The organism is Nocardioides dokdonensis FR1436, assembly GCF_001653335.1.
Lineage (GTDB): Bacteria > Actinomycetota > Actinomycetes > Propionibacteriales > Nocardioidaceae > Nocardioides > Nocardioides dokdonensis.
Map to the genome: position 1 here is coordinate 3,903,637 of NZ_CP015079.1, position 21,404 is coordinate 3,925,040.

Here is a 21,404-nt window from a genome sequence, read left to right on the forward strand (position 1 = left end):
GCGGAGTTGGCCCAGCGACGCAACCTCTCGCGGGCCTCCGCGGGACCACAGGCGTCTCTCCCGTCCCCGTCCGGCGGCCCCGACCGGGCCGGGGGACCCACCTGCAGGACGGCGGCGGCCGCATACAGGACATACCGGCGGGTAGATTTCGGTTCCCAGAATCGCGTGCCACGATGGAAGCGTGACCGACGACTCTTCCACCGTGACAGGTAAACCGGCGCCCACCCCCGAGGACTCCCCCGCCGGGTCCGCCGAGACCTCCCCGACGCGCGTCGGCGGCACCCGGACCGTCATCCACGAGGGACTGCCCACGCAGCTGCCGGACATCGACCCGGAGGAGACCCAGGACTGGATCGACTCCTTCGACTCGATGCTGGCCGAGCGCGGCCGCGACCGGGCGCGCTACGTGATGCTGCGGCTGCTGGAGCGCGCACGCGAGACCCAGGTCGGCGTGCCGGCGCTGCGCAGCACCGACTACATCAACACCATCCCGCCCGAGCGCGAGCCGTGGTTCCCCGGTGACGAGGAGACCGAGCGCCGCATCCGGGCGTTCATCCGCTGGAACGCGGCCGTCATGGTCTCCAGCGCGAACCGCAAGGGGCTCGAGGTCGGCGGGCACATCGCCACCTACCAGTCCTCGGCGAGCCTGTACGAGGTCGGCTTCAACCACTTCTTCCAGGGCAAGGACGCCCCCGGCGGCGGCGACCAGATCTACATCCAGGGCCACGGCTCCCCCGGGGTCTACGCCCGCGCCTACCTCGAGGGTCGGCTGGACGAGCAGCAGCTCTACCGGTTCCGCCAGGAGGTCCAGCACGGTGCCGGCGCCGGCCTGCCGTCGTACCCGCACCCGCGCCTGATGCCGGACTTCTGGGAGTTCCCCACGGTCTCGATGGGCCTGACCGGCATCAACTCCATCTACCAGGCCCGCTTCAACCGCTACCTGCACCACCGCGGGCTCAAGGACACCTCGCAGCAGCACGTGTGGGCCTTCCTCGGCGACGGCGAGATGGCCGAGCCCGAGTCGCTGGGCGCGATCGGCGTCGCCGCCCGCGAGGAGCTCGACAACCTGACCTGGGTCATCAACTGCAACCTGCAGCAGCTCGACGGCCCGGTGCGCGGCAACGGCAAGATCATCCAGGAGCTCGAGTCCCAGTTCCGTGGTGCCGGCTGGAACGTGATCAAGGTCGTATGGGGCCGCGAGTGGGACGACCTGCTCGCCCGCGACGTCGACGGCGTGCTGGTCAACCAGATGAACACCACCCCCGACGGCGCCTTCCAGACCTACTCGGTCGAGGACGGCGGCTACGTCCGCGACAGCTTCTTCGGCAGCGACCCGCGCCTGCGCCAGATGGTCGAGCACATGAGCGACCGCCAGATCCAGAAGCTGCCGCGCGGCGGTCACGACTACCGCAAGGTGTACGCCGCGTTCGACGCCGCGACCAAGCACGTCGGCCAGCCGACCGTGATCCTGGCGCACACCGTGAAGGGCTGGACGATCGACGCCCTGGAGGGCAAGAACGCCACCCACCAGATGAAGAAGCTGACCCAGGCCGACGTCAAGAAGTTCCGGGACCGGCTCTACCTGCCGATCTCCGACCGCGACCTCGAGCGCTCCTACGAGGAGACGGGCGCGGCGCCTTTCTTCCACCCCGGCGCCGACGCCCCGGAGATCCGCTACATGATGGAGCGTCGCGCCGCCCTCGGTGGCGCCGTGCCGCGCAGGATCAACCGCTCCAAGGCCCTCAAGCTGCCCGGTGACAAGGTCTACGCCGAGCTCAAGCAGGGCTCGGGCAAGAACTCCATCGCCACCACGATGGCCGTGGTGCGGTTGCTGCGGGACTGGATGAAGGACCCCGAGATCGGCCAGCGCCTCGTCCCGATCGCCCCGGACGAGTACCGCACCTTCGGCATGGACTCGATGTTCTCGTCGGCCAAGGTCTACAACCCCGCGGGCCAGCTCTACGAGTCGGTCGACCGCAGGCTGCTGCTCGCCTACAAGGAGTCCCAGCAGGGTCAGCTGCTCCACGAGGGCATCTCCGAGGCCGGCGCCATCGCCTCGGCCACGGCCGCGGGGTCGTCGTACACCACGCACGGCGAGCACATGATCCCGTTCTACATGTTCTACTCGATGTTCGGGTTCCAGCGCACCGGCGACGCGATCTGGGCGATGGCCGACCAGCTGGCCCGGGGCTTCCTCATCGGTGCCACCGCGGGTCGCACCACCCTGACCGGGGAGGGCCTCCAGCACGCCGACGGCCACTCGCCGCTGCTGGCGGCCACCAACCCGGCCGTCGTGCACTACGACCCGGCCTTCGCCTACGAGGTCTCGCACGTCATGCGCTCGGGCCTCGAGCGGATGTACGGCTCCAGCGAGCAGCACCCCGACGGCGAGAACGTGATCTTCTACGTCACCGTCTACAACGAGCCGACCCCGCAGCCGCGCGAGCCCGACGACGTCGACGTCGAGGGCATCCTCAAGGGCGTGCACAAGGTCTCCACCGCCGAGGGCGAGGGACCGCGGGTGCAGCTGATGGCCTCCGGCATCGGCTTCCCCTGGGTCGAGCGGGCGCGCGAGATGCTCGCCGAGGAGTGGGGTGTGCAGGCCGACACGTGGTCGGTGACCTCCTGGAACGAGCTGGCCCGCGAGGCCGTGGCCGCCGAGGAGCACAACCTCCTCAACCCCGGAGCCGAGCCGCGCACGCCGTGGGTCAGCACCAAGCTCGGGGGCCATGACGGGCCGTTCATCGCGGTCAGCGACTACATGACGGCCGTGCCGATGCAGATCGCGCGCTGGGTGCCCGGTGACTTCTGCGTGCTGGGCGCCGACGGCTTCGGCTTCGCCGACACCCGGCCGGCGGCTCGACGGTTCTTCAACATCGACGCCGAGTCCGTCGTGGTGCGCGCACTCCAGGCCCTCGCCGACGCCGGCGAGATCGACCCCGCCCAGGTCGTCAAGGCCTTCGAGCAGTACCGCATCGACGACCCCACCGCCGTGAGCGGGGTCGAGCAGGAGGGCGGCGACGCCTGAGGCGTGCGCCGGGCGTCACGCGCCCGGCGCAGCCTCGGCGAGCTGCAGCGCAGGCGCGGCGGGGGCCACGGCTCCGGTCGGCGCCTGCGCGAGCAGTCGACGCCAGCGGGAGCGCGAGTAGCTCGCGGGCTGGGTGCGGCGCACGAAGTCGTGCACGATCTTGGCGAAGCGCTCGGGGTGGTCCTTGTGCGGGAAGTGGCCGCTGTTGGGGATCACCTCGACACGCGCCCCCGGCGCCAGCGCGGCGGCGTTGTTGGCGTGCCGCACCGGGATGACCTGGTCGTTGCGGCCCCACACCACGCACATCGGCATGGCCTGGGTCAGGTAGGCCCGGTCGGCCATCGTGACGATCTGGCCCTTCCAGTCCACGACGGCGCTCACGACGTGCCGGATGGCCGCGCGCGCGTGCGGGTCCTTGAAGGAGTCGTAGATGTCGGCGACCTCTCCCAGGTCGCGGGTCGCGGACGTCGGCAGGGCGGCCAGCCGGCGCAGGCCGGCGACGCCGAGGTGGCGCACGCCGGGCAGCGTGAGCAACCCCATGGCCTGGTGGAAGCCCGGCGTGGTGATCGCGCGGATGGCCGGCGAGACCTCGGGGCCCAGGCCACCGGACGCGACCAGGACGAGCCGTTCGGTGCGCTCGGGGAACTGGTAGGCGAACTGCATGGCGATGCCGCCGCCGAAGCTGTGCCCCACGACGGTGACCTTGTCGACGCCCAGCACCGTGAGCAGGTCACGCATGCCGTTCGCGTAGCCGCCGACGCTGTAGTCGGCGCGCGGCTTGTCCGAGAGCCCGTGCCCGAGCAGGTCGGGAGCGAGGACGGTGTAGCGGCGGGCCAGCGCGTCGATGACCGGCGACCAGGTCGTGTGGTCGCACCCGAGACCGTGCAGGAGCAGCAGGACGGGGCCCTGGCCCACCTTGACGTAGGCACGGCGGTGCCCGTGCACGGTGGCGTACTGGACGTCATGACGGCTGGGGGGCACCGTTCCTCCTGTCGTGGCGAGCATCGTGACCGGGTCACCATGTCGCAGAATCTCGTTGCAGGTAAGGCTTCCCGCGGTTATCGGCCCCAAACTTGACCTTCGGCGACCCGCTCCGGGGCCGCCGCCGACTAACCTGGCCACGTGGCCGGTCCTGCTCCTGCGTCGCGCACCCGCGCCGCCCAGACGCTCCTGCGCTCGACGGGCGCGCTGAGCACCGCGGCCACGGGGCGCATGGAGACCACGCTGCCGTGGTTCCGTGACCTGGCGGCGGAGCACCGTTCGTGGGTCGGGCTGATCGTGCAGGCCGGCGTGCGCCACTTCGTGGGCTGGTACGCCGAGGACGGTGACAGCATCCCGTCCGGCGAGAGCGCCCTGGCCTCCTCGGTGTTCGGGGCCGCGCCTCGTGCACTGGCCGGCGTGATCAGCCTGCAGCAGACCGTCGACCTGGTCCGGCTCACGATCGAGGTCATCGAGACCAGTGTGGACTCGCTCATCGAGCCCGAGGACGCCGCCCAGGTCCACGGCGCGGTGCTGCGCTACGCCCGCGAGGTGGCCTTCGCCACCGCGCAGGTCTACGCGCGGGCCGCCGAGTCCCGCGGCGCCTGGGACGCCCGCCTGGAGGCGCTCGTCGTCGACGCCGTGCTGCGGGCCGAGGCCGACGAGACGATCGCCTCGCGCGCCAGCGCCCTGGGCTGGCGCGGTCGCGGACGGGTGGTCGTGGTGCTGGGCGGCGTACCGGCGCGGCGCACCGAGACCGACCTGTTCGAGGAGGCCCGCCGGATGGCGCACGCCGCGGGCATGGACGCCCTGGGAGCCGTGCAGGGTGACCGCCTGGTCCTGCTGCTGGGCGGCGTGGACGACCCGCGGGCCGCCGCCGAGAACGTCCTGGACGTGTTCGGCGACGGTCCGGTGGTCGTGGGACCGGTCGCCGACGGGCTGGCCGACGCGCACCTCTCCGCCCGGGCGGCCGTCTCCGCCCACCGGGTCGCGGCCGGGTGGCCCGGCGCGCCCCGCCCGGTGCGCACCGATGAGCTGCTCCCCGAGCGGGTCCTGGGCGGCGACGGCCACGCGCGTCGCCACCTCGTCGAGGAGGTCTACGTGCCGCTGCTGCGCTCGCGCGGCACCCTGACGGACACGTTGACCGGGTACTTCGAGTCCGGCACCTCGATCGAGGCCACGGCCCGCGCCCTGTACGTGCACGCCAACACGGTGCGCTACCGGTTGCGCCAGGTCAGCGATCTCGTCGGCCTGGACCCCACGGTGGGTCGTGATGCGTTCACGCTGCAGATCGCGCTGGTCCTCGGCCGCCAGTCCGGACGCTCCGCCCACGGATAGGTCGCCGGTCCGGGACATTTGTGGGAAACCCACAAAGTTCGTGAACGAATCATGGCCGTCAGCACCCCGGGGTGGAGAGACCGGCTGAGGCACAGTGGAGTCGTGCTCGTCATCGTCGCTCCCGGTCAGGGAGCCCAGTCCCCCGGTTTCCTCACCCCCTGGCTCGAGGACCCGGCCTTCGCCCGGCGCTTCGAGTGGCTCTCCACGGTCGCCGGGCTGGACCTCGTCCACTACGGCACCCGGGCCGACGCCGACGCGATCCGGGCGACCGAGGTGGCCCAGCCGCTGCTGGTCGCCACGGGTCTGGTCGCCGCACTGCAGCTCTTCCCGCACCCCGGGGACGCCTTCGAGCGGATCGGCGCAGTCGCCGGCCACAGCGTCGGGGAGATCGGCGCCGCCGCCGGCGCCCGCGTCATCACCGCCGAGCAGGCGATGGTGCTGGTGCGCGAGCGCGGCCTGGCCATGTCCCGCGCCGCCGCCATCACCCCGACCGGCATGACCGCCGTGCTGGGCGGCGACCGCGAGGAGGTCCTGGCCCGGATCGCCGAGCACGACCTCACCGCCGCCAACGACAACGGCCCCGGCCAGGTCGTGGCCGCCGGGACGCTCGAGCAGCTCGCCGCCTTCCAGGCCGACGCGCCCACCAAGGCCCGCCTGGTGCCGCTGCCGGTCGCCGGCGCCTTCCACACCCAGCACATGGAGCCGGCCGTGGCGCACCTCGGCGCCCTCGCCGGGTCGGTCTCGACCCACGACCCGCGCACCCGCGTCATCTCCAACCGCGACGGGCAGGTGGTGCACGACGGCCGCGAGGTCCTGCGGCGCATCGTGGGCCAGATCGCGCACCCGGTGCGGTGGGACCTGTGCCTCGAGGCCATGGAGGACCTCGGCGTGACCGGCATCCTCGAGATGCCGCCCGCCGGCACCCTGACCGGCATCGCGAAGCGTGCCCTCAAGGGCGTGGAGACCTTCGCCCTGAAGACCCCTGACCAGCTCGACGACGCACGCGACTTCTGCGACAAGCACGGTGAGTCCGCCGGGCTGAACCTCACCCCGACGTGGCGGATGGTGGTGTCGCCGGGCAAGGGCACCTTCCACCGCTCGGAGCAGGCCGCCGCCAGCACGGTCCTCGACGCCGGCGCGGTGGTCGGCGACGTCGCCAGCACCCGCGACCGCGTGAGCGTCACCGCCGCGCACGGAGGCCAGGTGGTCGAGTGGCTCGTCGAGGACGGCGACCTCGTCTCCCCCGGCCAGCCGCTGCTGCGCCTGCACCCCGAGGGAGCCGCCTGATGACCGCGATCCAGGCCTCCACCGGCGCACCGCACGCCCGCATCCTCGGGATCGGTGCCTACCGGCCGTCCCGCGTGGTCCCGAACTCCGAGGTCATCGAGGGCATCGACTCCACCGACGAGTGGATCCGCCAGCGCTCCGGCATCGAGGAGCGCCGCTGGGCCACCGACGAGGAGACGCTGCGGATGATGACGGTCGCCGCATGCCGACAGGCCCTGGAGCGCTCGGGCGTCGAGGCCGCGCAGGTCGACGTCGTCGTCGTCGCCACCGTCAGCCACCTCATGCAGACCCCGGCCCTGGCCACCCTCGTCGCCCACGACCTCGGCACCGACCACGCAGCGGCCTTCGACATCTCCGCCGCCTGCGCCGGCTTCTGCCACGCCATGTCGTTGGCCGCCGACATGGTGCGGGGCGGCAGCGCCCGGCACGTGCTGGTGGTCGGGGCCGAACGGCTCTCGGAGCAGACCGACCCCACCGACCGCGGCACCGCCTTCATCTTCGCCGACGGTGCCGGCGCGGCCGTGGTGGGCCCGAGCGAGGAGCCCGGCATCGGACCGGTCGTCTGGGGCTCCGACGGCGAGCAGTACGACCTGATCCGCTCCCGCGAGGACTGGCGCGACGTGCTGGCCTCCGACGAGCCCCGGATGCCGTACCTGGTGATGCAGGGCAACAGCGTCTTCCGCTGGGCGTCCTTCCAGATGGCCAAGACCGGCCTCGAGGCGCTCGACCGGGCCGGTCTGGGGGTCGAGGACCTCGACTGCTTCGTGCCGCACCAGGCCAACAACCGGATCACCGACACGATGGCGCGCGCCATGAAGCTGCCCGACACGGTGGCCATCGCCCGCGACATCGTCCACCAGGGCAACACCTCGGCAGCCTCGGTCCCGCTGGCCCTGGACCGGATGATCGCCGACGGCGAGGCCCGTTCCGGTGACACCGCGCTCCTCATCGCCTTCGGCGCCGGCCTGGCGTACGCCGCCCAGGTCGTCGTCCTGCCCTGAGCCACCCGGCTCGAGCACCACCCGCACGACCCGCACGACCCGCCGCAGCACACCCACGAGAAACAGGAGACAGCCGACACATGGCCACCACCGAAGAGATCCGCACCGACCTCGCCGAGATCGTCAACGAGGTCGCCGGCGTCGACACCAGCGACGTCCAGCTCGACAAGTCCTTCGTCGACGACCTGGACGTCGACTCGCTGTCGATGGTCGAGGTCGTCGTGGCCGCCGAGGAGAAGTTCGGGGTCTCGATCCCCGACGACGAGGTCAAGAACCTCAAGACCGTCGGCGACGCCGTCGCGTTCATCGAGCGCGCCCAGGCCTGAGCCTGATCGTCGGCGGCCGCTGCGCGGCCGCCGACGACCCACTCTCCACCCCCGCACCCGCCTCCGCCCTCCCACGTAAGGACACCCACGCATGTCGTCGAAGCGAGTCGTCGTCACCGGTCTCGGGGTCACCTCCCCGGTCGGAGGGGACGTCCCCAGCACCTGGGACGCTCTCGTCAACGGACGTTCCGGCGTCCGACCGCTGACCCAGGACTGGGCCGAGACCCTGCCGGTGCGCATCGCCGGCTCGGCAGCGGTCGACCCCGCGGGGGTCCTCGAGCGCGTCAAGGCCCGTCGGTGGGACCGCTCCACCCAGCTCGCCATGGTCGCGGCCACGGAGGCCTGGGCCGATGCCGGTCTGAGCGACGCGGAGGGCCTCGACGGCGACCGCGTCGGTGTCGCCTTCGCCTCCGGGATCGGTGGCGTCACGACGCTGCTCAGCAACTACGACCTGCTGCTCGAGAAGGGGCCGCGCCGGGTCTCCCCGCTCGCGGTCCCGATGCTGATGCCCAACGCTCCCGCGGCCAACATCAGCCTGACGTTCGGTGCTCGTGCCTTCGCGAGCACGCCCGTCTCGGCGTGCGCCTCGGGCAACGAGGCGATCTCGCTGGCCGTGGACCAGATCAGGCTCGGCCGCGCCGACGTCGTGCTCGCCGGGGGCGCCGAGGCCGCCATCCACCCCCTCAACATCGCCGCGTTCGCGAACATGATGGCGCTGTCGAAGAACGACGCCGACCCCACGACGGTCTCGCGGCCCTGGGACACCGGCCGCGACGGCTTCGTGCTCGGCGAGGGATCGGGCGCCCTGGTGCTGGAGTCCGAGGAGCACGCGCTCGCACGCGGTGCCCGGATCTACGCCATCGTCCTCGGCGCCGGCGTCACCGCCGACGCCCACGACATCGCCCAGCCCGACCCCCGCGGGCGCGGCGGCACCCGGGCCATCGCCCGGGCCCTGCACGAGGGCGGTGTCGACCCCGCGGACGTCAAGCACGTCAACGCGCACGCCACCTCCACCCCGCAGGGCGACATCGCGGAGGGCCTGATGCTCCACGCCACCCTCGGCGCCCACGTCAGCGACGTGGTGGTCACCTCCACCAAGTCCATGACCGGGCACCTGCTCGGCGGCGCCGGCGCCCTGGAGGCGGTCGCGACCGTGCTGGCCCTCCAGCACCGCGTGTCCCCGCCCACCATCAACCTCGACGACCAGGACCCGGCTGTCGACCTCGACATCGCCACCACCGCGCGCGACCTGCCCGCGGGCGACATCGTGGCGCTCAACAACTCGTTCGGCTTCGGCGGCGCCAACGTCGCGGTCGCCTTCGGCAGCGTCTGAGACCAGGAGACCACCCTCACGTGACCACCGCCCCCGCCCCGGCCAAGCCCCAGAAGCTCCCCCGCGAGCAGGACCCGCGCAACCCCCTGCACCGGCTGCGGGCGCTGCTCGACGAGGGCTCGATGGAGCTCATCACCCCCGATGACGACTCGGGCATGCTCGCGGCGGTCGGCACGGTCGAGGGCACGCCGGTCGTGACCTTCTGCTCCGACGCCACGGTCATGGGTGGGGCCATGGGCGACCACGGGTGCCGCGTCGTGGTCGACGCCTACCACCGCGCCCTCACCGACCGCGTCCCGATCATCGGGCTGTGGCACTCCGGCGGGGCCCGGCTGGCGGAGGGCGTCCTGAGCCTGCACGCCGTGGGCAGGATCTTCCAGGTGATGACCCAGGCCTCGGGCCGCATCCCCCAGGTCTCGGTGGTCCTCGGACCGGCGGCCGGGGGCGCGGCGTACGGCCCGGCGCTCACCGACGTGGTCATCCTGGGACCCGAGGGACGCATCTTCGTCACCGGGCCCGACGTCGTGCGCTCGGTGACCGGCGAGGACGTCGACATGCTGCGCCTGGGCGGCCCCGAGCCGCACGGGCGACGCTCGGGCGTGGTGCACGTGCTGACCGACTCCGAGGAGGAGGCGCTCCAGCGGGCGCGCACCATCGCCACCCTGCTCGGCGCCCAGGGCAGCCTGCGCGTCGCCGACGTGGAGGACCGCGACCTGGCCGCGGTGCTGCCCGAGTCGAAGAAGCGCGCCTACGACGTCCACCCGCTCGTCGAGCAGGTGCTCGACGAGGGCACCGGGCAGGAGCTGCACGCCCGGTGGGCCCCCAACATCGTCACCGCCCTGGGCCGCTTCGGCGGTCGCACCGTGGGCGTGGTGGCCAACAACCCCCTGCGCCTGGGCGGTTGCCTGGACTCGCTCTCGGCCGAGAAGGCCAGCCGGTTCGTGCGGATGTGCGACGCGTTCGGCATCCCGCTCATCGTGCTGGTCGACGTGCCCGGCTACCTGCCCGGCGTCGGCCAGGAGTGGGACGGCGTCGTACGACGCGGCGCGAAGCTGCTGCACGCCTTCGGGGAGTGCGTGGTGCCGCGTGTGACGCTGGTGACCCGCAAGACCTACGGCGGCGCCTACATCGCCATGAACGCACGCTCGCTCGGCGCCACCAAGGTCTTCGCCTGGCCCGGTGCCGAGGTCGCGGTGATGGGAGCGGTGGCCGCCATCCGCATCCTGCACCGCCGCAAGCTGGCCGAGGTGTCCCCCGAGATCCGCCCTCAGCTCGAGGCCGAGCTGGCCGCGGAGCACGAGCGGATCGCGGGCGGCGTGGACAAGGCGGTCGAGATCGGCGTGGTGGACGAGGTCGTCGAGCCGTCGGCGACCCGCTCGGCGATCGCACGGGCCTTCGACGACGAGGTGCAGAGCGTCGGGGTGCGCCGGGGCGCGCACGGCAACATCCCACTCTGACCGGGTAGGTACTTCTTGCGGACGCCGGATCCGTCGAGCCTCAGACGGTCGGCGCGCGCGGCCGCGCCGTAGCCGGGAGGACCGAAGGGTCCTTGACATGCATCCGCTCCGCGGAGACCTTGCGCTGTCCGACCGTTCGGTACTTCCGACTACGAACCCCGTCCTCGGCGTCGAAGAGGATGCAACGAGCTCGGCCCGCGCTGATGTGCCGGTCTGCACGCCGTCGCTGCCAAGGATGTCCCACGTACCGCTCGTAAACCGCCCCGAAGGCCTCGACACCGATCTCGAACGTCGTCCCACGCGACCCGACGGGGCCTCGAGGTCGTCGTTGGTGCCGGCCCCCGTGCGGGGCCGGCACGTCGTCTCAGGGCAGCCGTGCGGTCACACGACCTGGTGCAGCCACCGCACCGGAGCGCCGTCACCGGCGTGCCGGAAGGTCTCCAGCTCGTCGTCCCAGGGCTTGCCCAGGAGCCGGTCGATCTCGACCAGCAGCGTCGTCTCGCCGAGGGCAGCCTTGACCACCGCGGCCTTGAGCCGGTCCTCGGGGATCATGATGTCCCCGTGCAGCCCGGTCACGGCGTGGTAGACGCCCAGCTCGGGGGTGTAGGAGTAGCGCGAGCCCTCGACGCCGGGGCTCGGCTCCTCGGTCATCTCGAAGCGCAGCTGGTTCCAACCACGTAGTGCCGAGGCGACCGATGCGGCTGAGCCGACGGCACCGCTCCAGGAGAGCTCTGCCCGGTAGCTGCCGCTCTGGGCGGGCTGTGGCGTCCAGTCCAGGCTGACAGGCATGCCGAGGACCCCGCCGACGGCCCACTCGATGTGGGGGCACAGCGCGGAGGGCGCTGAGTGGACGTAGAACACGCCCCTCGTCGCGGTGCGGGTGGCAGTTGTTGCGGTCACCGTGACCTCCTTCATCTCCGGCGCGAGGTACGCCTTCCCCAGCGGCCTCATCAGGAGTGTCGAAAGATCAAGTGACACGTATGTGGTTTGGGCCCATTGTGGCCCATGAGGCGCTCGAGCACCAGTCCCCACCCCGGGGCGGTCAGGCCGGCGCCTTGACTGCCCGGCGTCGGCGCGGACCGAGCTGGACGAGCGCGGTGAGCATCTCCTCCACGTTGCCCAGCCCACCGAGGTGGCACTGGCCCTCCATCGCCGTCATCGTCGCGTCCGGCAACCGGTCCACGACGTGCTGTCCGTGGCGCAGCGGCACGATGTGGTCGTCGGACCCGTGCCACCAGTGCACCGGCACCTGCACGTCCGCGACCTCGAAGCCCCAGTCCCGACAGAAGAGCAGCAGGTCGCTCAGTGGCGCGGACGACTGGAACCTGTTGCCGTTGAGGATGTCGTCGATGAACATCGCGCGGAAGTCCGGGCGCCCGAGCAGCGTCTTGTCACCCGGTGGCTGGAAGGCGGCGTACAGGTCGACGCAGGACCCGGCCACCGGTCGCACGACCCGGATGAGCTGGTTCACCACGAGGCCCAGCGGCACCCGCCCCACCGCGATCAGGGGAGCAAGCCGCATCGCCAGCTGGATGGGGCCCCCGTCGACCGCGTCCGGACCCGTGGTGGGGGCGACGCCGCCGAGCACGGCGACGCCGTGGACCCGCTCCGGCAGGGCGGCACCTGCCGCGAGCACGTACGGTCCCCCGCCCGACATCCCGACGAGGTGGCACGTGTCGACCGCGAGCGCGTCGAGCAGCAGGGCGAGGTCCTCGGTCCAGTCGAGGAGGTGGGGGTAGAGGTGCGGTGTCGAGGACCCGATCCCCGGGCGGTCCACGCCGATCAGGCGCAGCCCCTGGTCCTGCGCCATGCGACGCGACTCCAGCGGGATCTGCCTCCGGGCCCCCGGGGTGCCGTGCATCCACACGATCGGCCGCCCCCGGGGCGACCCGTGCTCGGCGAAGCTCAGCCGGCGCCCGTCCCGCACCGCCACGCTGCCCTCCAGGGTCGGTCGCTTGACGTCCATGGCGCCATGATGGCAGAGATCAGGCCGAAACGAGAACACGTTCTACCTAGCGACGCGGCAGACCACCCATGCCCTAGGCTCCGGGCATGCCCGAGTCCAGCAGCACGTCGGGGCTCGGCGTGGTCCGCGGCCGGCTACTGACCCGCGCAGCCCTGGCGCTGCTCGTCGCCTCGACAGCCCTGCTCGCCTGGTGGTTCGTCACCAACCCGCCCCCGCTCCCGTCCGCCGAGGGTCACGTCACCGCCAGCACCACAGCCGGGCGTCCGGTCTACGTCGGGGTGTGGACCACACCTGCGGACTTCGCGCGGACGCTCGACCTGGCCGGGGTGCACCTGCGAGCCGACGCCACGGTGGACGTCACGCTCGAGCCACTGCTCTGCCGCGGCGGTTCGATCGGCGTCACCACCGATCCTGCACCGTTCTGCCGGGAGCTGGTCGACCCCGCCGGGGCGACCCTGCGCGCTGGGGACTCCCTGATCATCAAGGCCGAGGCGAGCGAGCCGGGCGCGGTCTACGTCGACCTGCCCACCGTCGCCTTCCGCGAGGGTCCCCGCTGGGGCCACAGCCGGGCAGGGACCAAGGCCGTCATCGCCGTCGTGAAGCCCTGAGCGCACCCGCGTGCGACGACGGTCAGTCGCGCTGGGTCTTCTCCAGGATCGCAGCCCGCTCCGCGGCGTCGGTCAGCTCGTCGCTGTCGACGGCGTCGGTGCGGTGGAACCAGGCCAGGGCGTCCGTCGTGCGACCGGCTGTCTCGAGGGTGTCGGCGTAGGCGTACCGCAGGCGGACGACCCACGGGGCGCGGCTCTTGGACTGCAACGGAGCCAGCTCCAGGGTCCGCAGCGCGGCATCCATCTGCCCCATGTCCCGGCGCGCACCGGCCTCCACGATCGTCATCTCAGCCCTGGCCTCGGGCTCGAAGTTCGCGACCGAGGGGCTCTTGGCGAGCTTGAGCGCCTGCTCGGGCTGGCCGAGCGCGCGGTGGCAGTCGGCCATGATCGGCAGGTAGGCCGTGGCCCCGCTCATCCGCTTGGCAGCCCGCAGGTCGGCGAGCGCCTCGGCGTAGTGGCCGGCGGCGTAGGCCGCCTCCCCCGCCGCCTCGCGCACGACGGCGAGACGTGGCGCCCGGGCGCGGGCGGCCAGCGTGTGCTGGTAGGCCGTCTCCGGGTCGTCGTCGATCAGCTCACCCGCCGCCACCAGGTGGCGGGCCACCCGGGACGCCAGCTTCTCCGGCAGGGTCTTCAGCTGGGCGAGCACGTTGTGCTCGAGCTCCTTGCCGGTGATCTCCGCGGGCAGCTCGGGGCCGTCGTAGACGGCCTGGTCGGCGGAGCGGGGCGCTTCCTTCTCGACGTAGCGGCCACCACCGGCGCCCTGGGGGCCGTAGGACTTCTTGGCACGCGGGGCGCCGCCCCGGCTCGAGGAGTCCGAACGACCCCGCGAGTCACCCCGGGAGTCGCTGCGGGGTCCGCCGCGCGAGTCGCTCCGCGAGTCCCCACGGGAATCGCCACGGGAGTCGCTGCGCGGGCCGTCCTGGCGACCGCCACGGTCGGGACGACCGCCGCGCTCGGAGGAGCGGGAGTCCCCGGACCGCGGGCTGGAGGGGCGACCGCCGCCGGTGGGACGACCGCCGGAGGGACGCTGGTTGCGACGCTGCTCGGCCACGGTGTTGCTCCTTCACTGCCCTGCACGGGATGGGGACAAATGCACGTAGGGGCCACCTTGCGGTGGCCCCTACGGAGTGTATGTCCGGCGGCGTCCTACTCTCCCACAACCTCCCGGTTGCAGTACCATCGGCGCTGAAAGGCTTAACTTCCGGGTTCGGGATGGGACCGGGTGTTTCCCTTTCGCTATGGCCGCCGTAACTCTTGCGGTACCAGCCCAGACGGGTGTGTTCACCGTCTGGTGTGGCTGGTTACCAAGCCATTATTCACATGTGATCATACACGTGTTGTCTGTGTGTGTGGATTCGTGGACGCGAGACTTTGTAGGTTCAGCTGAGTGAGTGTAAGACAAGCCCTCGGCCTATTAGTACCGGTCGGCTAGGCATTGCTGCTGTACACCTCCGGCCTATCAACCCAGTGTTCTGCTGGGGGCCTTACCCGGTTAACCCGGTGGGAAACCTCATCTTGAAACGTGCTTCCCGCTTAGATGCATTCAGCGGTTATCACTTCCGAACGTAGCCAACCAGCCGTGCCCCTGGCGGGACAACTGGCACACCAGAGGTTCGTCCATCCCGGTCCTCTCGTACTAGGGACAGCCTTTCTCAAGTTTCCTGCGCGCGCGGCGGATAGGGACCGAACTGTCTCACGACGTTCTAAACCCAGCTCGCGTGCCGCTTTAATGGGCGAACAGCCCAACCCTTGGGACCTACTCCAGCCCCAGGATGCGACGAGCCGACATCGAGGTGCCAAACCATCCCGTCGATATGGACTCTTGGGGAAGATCAGCCTGTTATCCCCGGGGTACCTTTTATCCGTTGAGCGACGCCGCTTCCACATGCCGACGCCGGATCACTAGTTCCGACTTTCGTCCCTGCTCGACATGTCTGTCTCACAGTCAAGCTCCCTTGTGCACTTACACTCGCCACCTGATTGCCAACCAGGCTGAGGGAACCTTTGAGCGCCTCCGTTACTCTTTAGGAGGCAACCGCCCCAGTTAAACTACCCATCAGGCACTGTCCCTGATCCGGATGACGGACCTAGGTTAGACATCTAGTACGACCAGAGTGGTATTTCAACGTTGACTCCACACTCACTGGCGTGAATGCTTCACAGTCTCCCACCTATCCTACACAAGCCGAACCAAACACCAATACCAAACTATAGTAAAGGTCCCGGGGTCTTTCCGTCCTGCCGCGCGTAACGAGCATCTTTACTCGTAGTGCAATTTCGCCGAGTCCACGGTTGAGACAGCGCCCAAGTCGTTACTCCATTCGTGCAGGTCGGAACTTACCCGACAAGGAATTTCGCTACCTTAGGATGGTTATAGTTACCACCGCCGTTTACTGGGGCTTAAATTCTCCGCTTCGGTGTTACCACCTAACAGGTCCTCTTAACCTTCCAGCACCGGGCAGGAGTCAGTCCGTATACATCGTCTTACAACTTCGCACGGACCTGTGTTTTTAGTAAACAGTCGCTTGGGCCTGGTCTCTGCGGCCCTTCCCGCTCCCACCGCAAGGGTGTTCACGTTCCGGGCCCCCTTCTCCCGAAGTTACGGGGGCATTTTGCCGAGTTCCTTAACCGTGGTTCGCTCGATCGCCTTAGTATTCTCTACCTGATCACCTGAGTCGGTTTGGGGTACGGGCGGCGCATAGCTCGCTAGAGGTTTTTCTCGACAGCATAGGATCATCCACTTCCCCCATACGGGGTCCCCATCACATCTCAAGCTCGACATCGAAGTCAGCCATCCGGATTTGCCTAGATGACGCCCTACATGCTTAGCCGTACACAACCATCGGTACGGTTGGACTACCTTCCTGCGTCACCCCATCGCTTGACTACTACCAGTTCGGGTCCCACGCTACGCACCCGCGTCTCGCCCCGAAGGGTCCGATCATGGATGTTTCAGATGGTTAGCATCACCAGGTTCGTCATGGGCGCTACTTTGCCGGTACGGGAATATCAACCCGTTGTCCATCGACTACGCCTGTCGGCCTCGCCTTAGGTCCCGACTTACCCAGGGCAGATTAGCTTGACCCTGGAACCCTTGATCATTCGGCGCACGTGTTTCTCACACGTGATTCGCTACTCATGCCTGCATTCTCACTCGTGTCGCGTCCACACCTGGATCACTCCGGCGCTTCACTCGCGACACGACGCTCCCCTACCCATCCACACACCTGAACACCCCTCAAGGGGATGCTGGGCTCGCATGAATGCCATAGCTTCGGCGGGTGACTTGAGCCCCGCTACATTGTCGGCGCGGAATCACTTGACCAGTGAGCTATTACGCACTCTTTCAAGGGTGGCTGCTTCCAAGCCAACCTCCTGGTTGTCACTGCGACTCCACATCCTTTTCCACTTAGTCACCGCTTAGGGGCCTTAGCTGATGGTCTGGGCTGTTTCCCTCTCGACTACGGAGCTTATCCCCCGCAGTCTCACTGCCGCGCTCTCACTTACCGGCATTCGGAGTTTGGTTAACGTCAGTAACCTTGTAGGGCCCATTAGCTATCCAGTGCTCTACCTCCGGCAAGAAACACGCGACGCTGCACCTAAATGCATTTCGGGGAGAACCAGCTATCACGGAGTTTGATTGGCCTTTCACCCCTATCCACAGGTCATCCCCTCAGTTTTCAACCTAAGTGGGTTCGGTCCTCCACGCGGTCTTACCCGCGCTTCAACCTGCCCATGGATAGATCACTCCGCTTCGGGTCTTGATCGTGCTACTAAGTAGCCCTATTCGGACTCGCTTTCGCTACGGCTTCCCCACACGGGTTAACCTCGCAACACAACGCAAACTCGCAGGCTCATTCTTCAAAAGGCACGCCGTCACCCCGTCACACAAAGTGTGAGCAAAGCTCCGACGGATTGTAGGCACATGGTTTCAGGTACTATTTCACTCCCCGCCAGGGGTACTTTTCACCTTTCCCTCACGGTACTTGTCCGCTATCGGTCATCAAGGAGTATTTAGGCTTAACGGGTGGTCCCGCCAGATTCACACGGAATTTCAGGGGTTCCGTGTTACTTGGGATACCGCATCACAGCTCACGACTTACACTTACGGGGCTATCACCCTCTACGGCGCCACTTTCCAATGGACTTCAACTTCAACGTGAGTTTCTTACTGTGTGGAAGACCGGCAGATCCTCCCATACGGTCCCACAACCCCACATACACAACCCCTGCCGGGTATCACATGTACATGGTTTGGCCTCATCCGATTTCGCTCGCCACTACTCTCGGAATCACTTTTGTTTTCTCTTCCTGTGGGTACTGAGATGTTTCACTTCCCCACGTTCCCTCCACACGCCCTATATATTCAGGCGCGGGTAACTGGACATGACTCCAGCTGGGTTTCCCCATTCGGACACCCCCGGATCACAGCTTGGTTGCCAACTCCCCAGGGCTTATCGCAGGCTCCTACGTCCTTCATCGGCTCTTGATGCCAAGGCATCCACCATGTGCCCTTCATAGCTTGTCTCACAAACACTCAACAAAAACTACAAAGACTAGACTTAATTACACATCTAGAAAGACACGACCAACACCCCCACCCCACACAAGAGGAGAGAGCCTTCATCGCGTCAGATGCTCGCGTCCACTATCCAATTCACAAACAACCAGCCCACCAACACCCCCACACCCACCAACAGACGGGACGCGGAGCAAAGGAGGCACAGAGCAAACCAAACCCCCTCGCCACCAGTCAAAGACCGGCCCGAAGGGAATCTGATCCCTCAAAGCTCAACAGTGTGCCAGTCCCCCACCTCCCAGCAGGCTCCTCCGTTCCACGCCCCCCACCCCCGAAGAGATGAACGACAGTACTAAGACAACCCCCACCAACAGGTGAAAGAAACATCATCGACGATTCCACTAGTGAACACCACCATACGTGCCAGAACATGCGTCTGACATCGGGGCGTGTGCTCCTTAGAAAGGAGGTGATCCAGCCGCACCTTCCGGTACGGCTACCTTGTTACGACTTCGTCCCAATCGCCAGCCCCACCTTCGACGGCTCCCTCCCACAAGGGGTTAGGCCACCGGCTTCGGGTGTTGCCGACTTTCGTGACGTGACGGGCGGTGTGTACAAGGCCCGGGAACGTATTCACCGCAGCGTTGCTGATCTGCGATTACTAGCGACTCCGACTTCATGGGGTCGAGTTGCAGACCCCAATCCGAACTGAGACCGGCTTTTTGGGATTCGCTCCCCCTCACGGGATCGCAGCCCTTTGTACCGGCCATTGTAGCATGCGTGAAGCCCTGGACATAAGGGGCATGATGACTTGACGTCATCCCCACCTTCCTCCGAGTTGACCCCGGCAGTCTCCCATGAGTCCCCGGCATAACCCGCTGGCAACATAGGACGAGGGTTGCGCTCGTTGCGGGACTTAACCCAACATCTCACGACACGAGCTGACGACAGCCATGCACCACCTGTACACCGACTAAAAGGGGCTACATCTCTGCAGCTTTCCGGTGTATGTCAAACCCAGGTAAGGTTCTTCGCGTTGCATCGAATTAATCCGCATGCTCCGCCGCTTGTGCGGGCCCCCGTCAATTCCTTTGAGTTTTAGCCTTGCGGCCGTACTCCCCAGGCGGGGCGCTTAATGCGTTAGCTGCGGCACGGAATCCGTGGAATGGACCCCACACCTAGCGCCCAACGTTTACGGTGTGGACTACCAGGGTATCTAATCCTGTTCGCTCCCCACACTTTCGCTCCTCAGCGTCAGGTAATTCCCAGAGAACCGCCTTCGCCACCGGTGTTCCTCCTGATATCTGCGCATTTCACCGCTACACCAGGAATTCCGTTCTCCCCTGAATACCTCTAGTCTGCCCGTATCGAAAGCCAGCACCGAGTTAAGCCCGGTGTTTTCACTCCCGACGCGACAAACCGCCTACGAGCCCTTTACGCCCAATAATTCCGGACAACGCTCGCACCCTACGTATTACCGCGGCTGCTGGCACGTAGTTGGCCGGTGCTTCTTCTGTGGGTACCGTCACTTGCGCTTCGTCCCCACTGAAAGAGGTTTACAACCCGAAGGCAGTCATCCCTCACGCGGCGTTGCTGGATCAGGCTTCCGCCCATTGTCCAATATTCCCCACTGCTGCCTCCCGTAGGAGTCTGGGCCGTGTCTCAGTCCCAGTGTGGCCGGTCACCCTCTCAGGCCGGCTACCCGTCGAAGCCTTGGTAGGCCATTACCCCACCAACAAGCTGATAGGCCGCGAGCACATCCCCCACCGAAAAACTTTCCACACAGAACCCATGCAGGTCTGTGTCGTATCCGGTATTAGACCCCGTTTCCGAGGCTTATCCCGAAGTGAGGGGCAGATTACTCACGTGTTACTCACCCGTTCGCCGCTCGTGTACCCCGAAGGGCCTTACCGCTCGACTTGCATGTGTTAAGCACGCCGCCAGCGTTCGTCCTGAGCCAGGATCAAACTCTCCGTTGAAAAACAACACCACACCTTCCCCCTTGAGGGCCGATGCAGCAAAAAGAGATGCCCCCGACAAGAGAACAAAACTGACAATTGCCAGAATCATCGTCTTACCAAAGAAACCATCAACCACACCCACCCCAAAAGGGCTTCGGTGATCGACGGGGCATAACAAACTAATTCGTCGACTATGACACACTGTTGAGTTCTCAAGAATCAGACGCACACCGTCCTCGTGCCTTTCAGCGCGAGCGGCGGGGCTCTGGGTGAAACTTAGCGACCCGGTCCTCGCGGCGCAAATCCGCGTTTCTCGGCGCTTTCCACTTCATTCGACGAATGAATCCTGGTCCGACCGGATGCCTGGAGCACCTCGATCTTCACAGCTCTTCACGAAGAGGTGATGGTCGACCTGGGGCCGGGAGCCCGACCAGACCGGTCTTGCTCCCCGCCGCTCCCTGGCGACATGGAAAACATTAGGGGAACTCTCGCCACTACGCCAAATCAGGTCGGGGTGACGCGGCGCACATCCGCGTTTGCGCAGGTCAGAGGCGGTTCAGGCCGTCGTTGGCGGGCGGGGCCAGGAGATCGCGGGTGTCGGCGACCGACCGGCACCCCGCCAGGCGCATCGCCTCGCCGGTCTCGGCGCTCATCGCGGCGTGCCACCGGGCCACCCCGGCCTCCCCCTCGACCAGTGCGTGCAGGACCGGTCGGCCGACGAAGACGGCGTCGGCACCGCTGGCCAGCGCGCTGAGCACGTCGATCCCGTCGCGCAGTCCCCCGTCGACGTACACCTCGGCCTCGGCGCCGACGGCGGCACGCACCTCGAGCAGCGCCTGTGCCGTGGTGAGCACCCGGTCGAGCTGGCGGCCACCGTGGGTGGACACCCACACGGCGGCCGCTCCGGCCTGGACACAGCGGCGGGCGTCGTCACCACGGAGGACCCCCTTGACCACCACGGGCAGGCCGGTGCGCTCGCGCAACCAGTCGATGTCGTGGGGCCCCAGGTCGAGCGCCTTCTCCGTGCCCGGCTGGCCCTCGTGCCCGGGCCCGAAGTTCACCCGCGTCCACGCGGGGTCGGCGAGGTCCCAGATGAGTCCTTCGGTGGGGTACCAGGTGGCCACGACCGGGGTGTCCACGGTGAGGACCACCGCTCCCGCCCCGGCCTCGACCGCTCGGTCGAGCAGCGGTCCGACCAAGGTCCGGTCGGAGGGCAGGTACACCTGCAGCCACCAGTCCACCCCCGTGGCGGCGATCTCGGCGAAGGTGCTGCCGGCGTTGCTCGACACCACCATCAGCCCGCCCGCGGCCGCGGTGGCCCGAGCAGTGGCGACCTCCCCGTCCGGGTGCACCGCGCGCTGGAGCGACGTCGGGGCCACCCCCCAGGGCAGGCGGCTCGGCCGTCCCAGCAGGGTGACCCCCAGGTCGACGTCGGTGACGTCGCGGAGCACGTGGGGCCGCAACCGCAACGACCGCCAGGCCCGGGTCGCCTCGCCGGTGGTGTGCCCCTCCCCGCTGCCGTGCTCCACGTACTCACGCAGGGGCGTGCTCATGGACCGGGCCGCGCGGGCCTCGAGCCCGGAGAGCCAGCTGCCCACCCGC

13 protein-coding genes and 3 rRNA genes are annotated in these 21,404 nt (G+C 68.1%); 8 read left to right on the forward strand and 8 right to left on the reverse strand.

Translation table 11 applies throughout. The features are described from left to right. The first annotated feature begins 292 nt into the window (after positions 1 to 292). Entirely contained in the window at positions 293 to 3,028 is a 2,736-nt protein-coding gene (gene aceE / locus I601_RS18390) for a pyruvate dehydrogenase (acetyl-transferring), homodimeric type (protein WP_218917858.1), read from the forward strand. 15 nt (positions 3,029 to 3,043) lie between these two features. Here aceE and I601_RS18395 read toward each other — a convergent pair whose 3' ends face one another. Then, positions 3,044 to 4,009 carry an alpha/beta fold hydrolase gene (locus tag I601_RS18395; RefSeq protein WP_179948546.1) on the reverse strand — a complete coding sequence of 322 codons (966 nt, stop codon included), beginning with the start codon at positions 4,007 to 4,009 and terminating at the stop codon, positions 3,044 to 3,046. A gap of 141 nt (positions 4,010 to 4,150) precedes the next feature. Here I601_RS18395 and I601_RS18400 point away from each other — a divergent pair, with 141 nt between their 5' ends. From I601_RS18400 to I601_RS18425, 6 genes are all read left to right on the forward strand, one after another. After that, positions 4,151 to 5,344 carry a PucR family transcriptional regulator gene (locus I601_RS18400; protein ID WP_068113007.1) on the forward strand — a complete coding sequence of 398 codons (1,194 nt, stop codon included), beginning with the start codon at positions 4,151 to 4,153 and terminating at the stop codon, positions 5,342 to 5,344. A gap of 102 nt (positions 5,345 to 5,446) precedes the next feature. After that, positions 5,447 to 6,631, forward strand: coding sequence for an acyltransferase domain-containing protein (locus I601_RS18405; RefSeq protein WP_068113011.1), 1,185 nt, complete (start codon positions 5,447 to 5,449; stop codon positions 6,629 to 6,631). Further along, positions 6,631 to 7,632, forward strand: a complete 1,002-nt coding sequence (locus I601_RS18410) for a beta-ketoacyl-ACP synthase III (protein ID WP_068113014.1) — start codon at positions 6,631 to 6,633, stop codon at positions 7,630 to 7,632. The genes I601_RS18405 and I601_RS18410 overlap by 1 nt, the downstream gene beginning before the upstream one ends. 80 nt (positions 7,633 to 7,712) lie before the next feature. Continuing rightward, on the forward strand, positions 7,713 to 7,958 hold the full coding sequence (locus tag I601_RS18415; protein WP_068113016.1) for an acyl carrier protein: 246 nt from the start codon (positions 7,713 to 7,715) through the stop codon (positions 7,956 to 7,958). Between the two features lie 91 nt (positions 7,959 to 8,049). Continuing rightward, positions 8,050 to 9,291: a beta-ketoacyl-[acyl-carrier-protein] synthase family protein gene (locus I601_RS18420; RefSeq protein WP_068113018.1), complete on the forward strand. Its 1,242-nt coding sequence runs from the start codon at positions 8,050 to 8,052 to the stop codon at positions 9,289 to 9,291. Between the two features lie 20 nt (positions 9,292 to 9,311). After that, positions 9,312 to 10,748 (forward strand): acyl-CoA carboxylase subunit beta, encoded by a 1,437-nt coding sequence (locus I601_RS18425; RefSeq protein WP_068113021.1) that lies wholly within the window; start codon positions 9,312 to 9,314, stop codon positions 10,746 to 10,748. 381 nt (positions 10,749 to 11,129) lie between these two features. On the opposite strand, the gene I601_RS18430 is transcribed toward I601_RS18425, so the two are convergent. Next, complete coding sequence (locus I601_RS18430) at positions 11,130 to 11,663, reverse strand: DUF3145 domain-containing protein (protein ID WP_068115283.1); 534 nt, start codon at positions 11,661 to 11,663, stop codon at positions 11,130 to 11,132. Positions 11,664 to 11,790: 127 nt separating this feature from the next. Next, positions 11,791 to 12,714, reverse strand: a complete 924-nt coding sequence (locus I601_RS18435) for an alpha/beta fold hydrolase (RefSeq protein WP_068113024.1) — start codon at positions 12,712 to 12,714, stop codon at positions 11,791 to 11,793. 86 nt (positions 12,715 to 12,800) lie between these two features. Between I601_RS18435 and I601_RS18440 the strand changes: the two genes are divergently transcribed. Beyond that, positions 12,801 to 13,322: a hypothetical protein gene (locus I601_RS18440; RefSeq protein ID WP_068113025.1), complete on the forward strand. Its 522-nt coding sequence runs from the start codon at positions 12,801 to 12,803 to the stop codon at positions 13,320 to 13,322. A 22-nt stretch (positions 13,323 to 13,344) separates the two neighbouring features. Here the strand turns inward: I601_RS18440 and I601_RS21785 are convergent, their stop codons facing one another. The 5 genes from I601_RS21785 to I601_RS18465 form a co-directional block, all read right to left on the reverse strand. Then, complete coding sequence (locus I601_RS21785; protein ID WP_068113028.1) at positions 13,345 to 14,373, reverse strand: tetratricopeptide repeat protein; 1,029 nt, start codon at positions 14,371 to 14,373, stop codon at positions 13,345 to 13,347. Positions 14,374 to 14,455: 82 nt separating this feature from the next. Then, positions 14,456 to 14,572: ribosomal RNA gene (rrf, locus tag I601_RS18450) — 5S ribosomal RNA — on the reverse strand. Positions 14,573 to 14,716: 144 nt separating this feature from the next. Beyond that, positions 14,717 to 17,850, reverse strand: a 23S ribosomal RNA gene (locus tag I601_RS18455). A gap of 453 nt (positions 17,851 to 18,303) precedes the next feature. Beyond that, positions 18,304 to 19,820, reverse strand: a 16S ribosomal RNA gene (locus I601_RS18460). The 16S, 23S and 5S rRNA genes sit together here, the layout of an rRNA operon. A 527-nt stretch (positions 19,821 to 20,347) precedes the next feature. Next, the gene (locus I601_RS18465; RefSeq protein WP_218917696.1) at positions 20,348 to 21,400 is read right to left on the reverse strand and encodes an alpha-hydroxy acid oxidase; all 1,053 of its coding nucleotides are present in this window, start codon (positions 21,398 to 21,400) and stop codon (positions 20,348 to 20,350) included. Positions 21,401 to 21,404 lie beyond the last annotated feature (4 nt).

Bases quoted from the DNA above. Each gene is read 5' to 3' on its own strand.
- I601_RS18410 (WP_068113014.1), top strand. From the start codon at position 6,631: ATGACCGCGATCCAGGCCTCCACCGGCGCACCGCACGCCCGCATCCTC.
- I601_RS18440 (WP_068113025.1), top strand. From the start codon at position 12,801: ATGCCCGAGTCCAGCAGCACGTCGGGGCTCGGCGTGGTCCGCGGCCGG.
- I601_RS18420 (WP_068113018.1), top strand. From the start codon at position 8,050: ATGTCGTCGAAGCGAGTCGTCGTCACCGGTCTCGGGGTCACCTCCCCG.
- I601_RS18430 (WP_068115283.1), bottom strand. From the start codon at position 11,663: ATGAAGGAGGTCACGGTGACCGCAACAACTGCCACCCGCACCGCGACG.
- I601_RS18415 (WP_068113016.1), top strand. From the start codon at position 7,713: ATGGCCACCACCGAAGAGATCCGCACCGACCTCGCCGAGATCGTCAAC.
- I601_RS18435 (WP_068113024.1), bottom strand. From the start codon at position 12,714: ATGGACGTCAAGCGACCGACCCTGGAGGGCAGCGTGGCGGTGCGGGAC.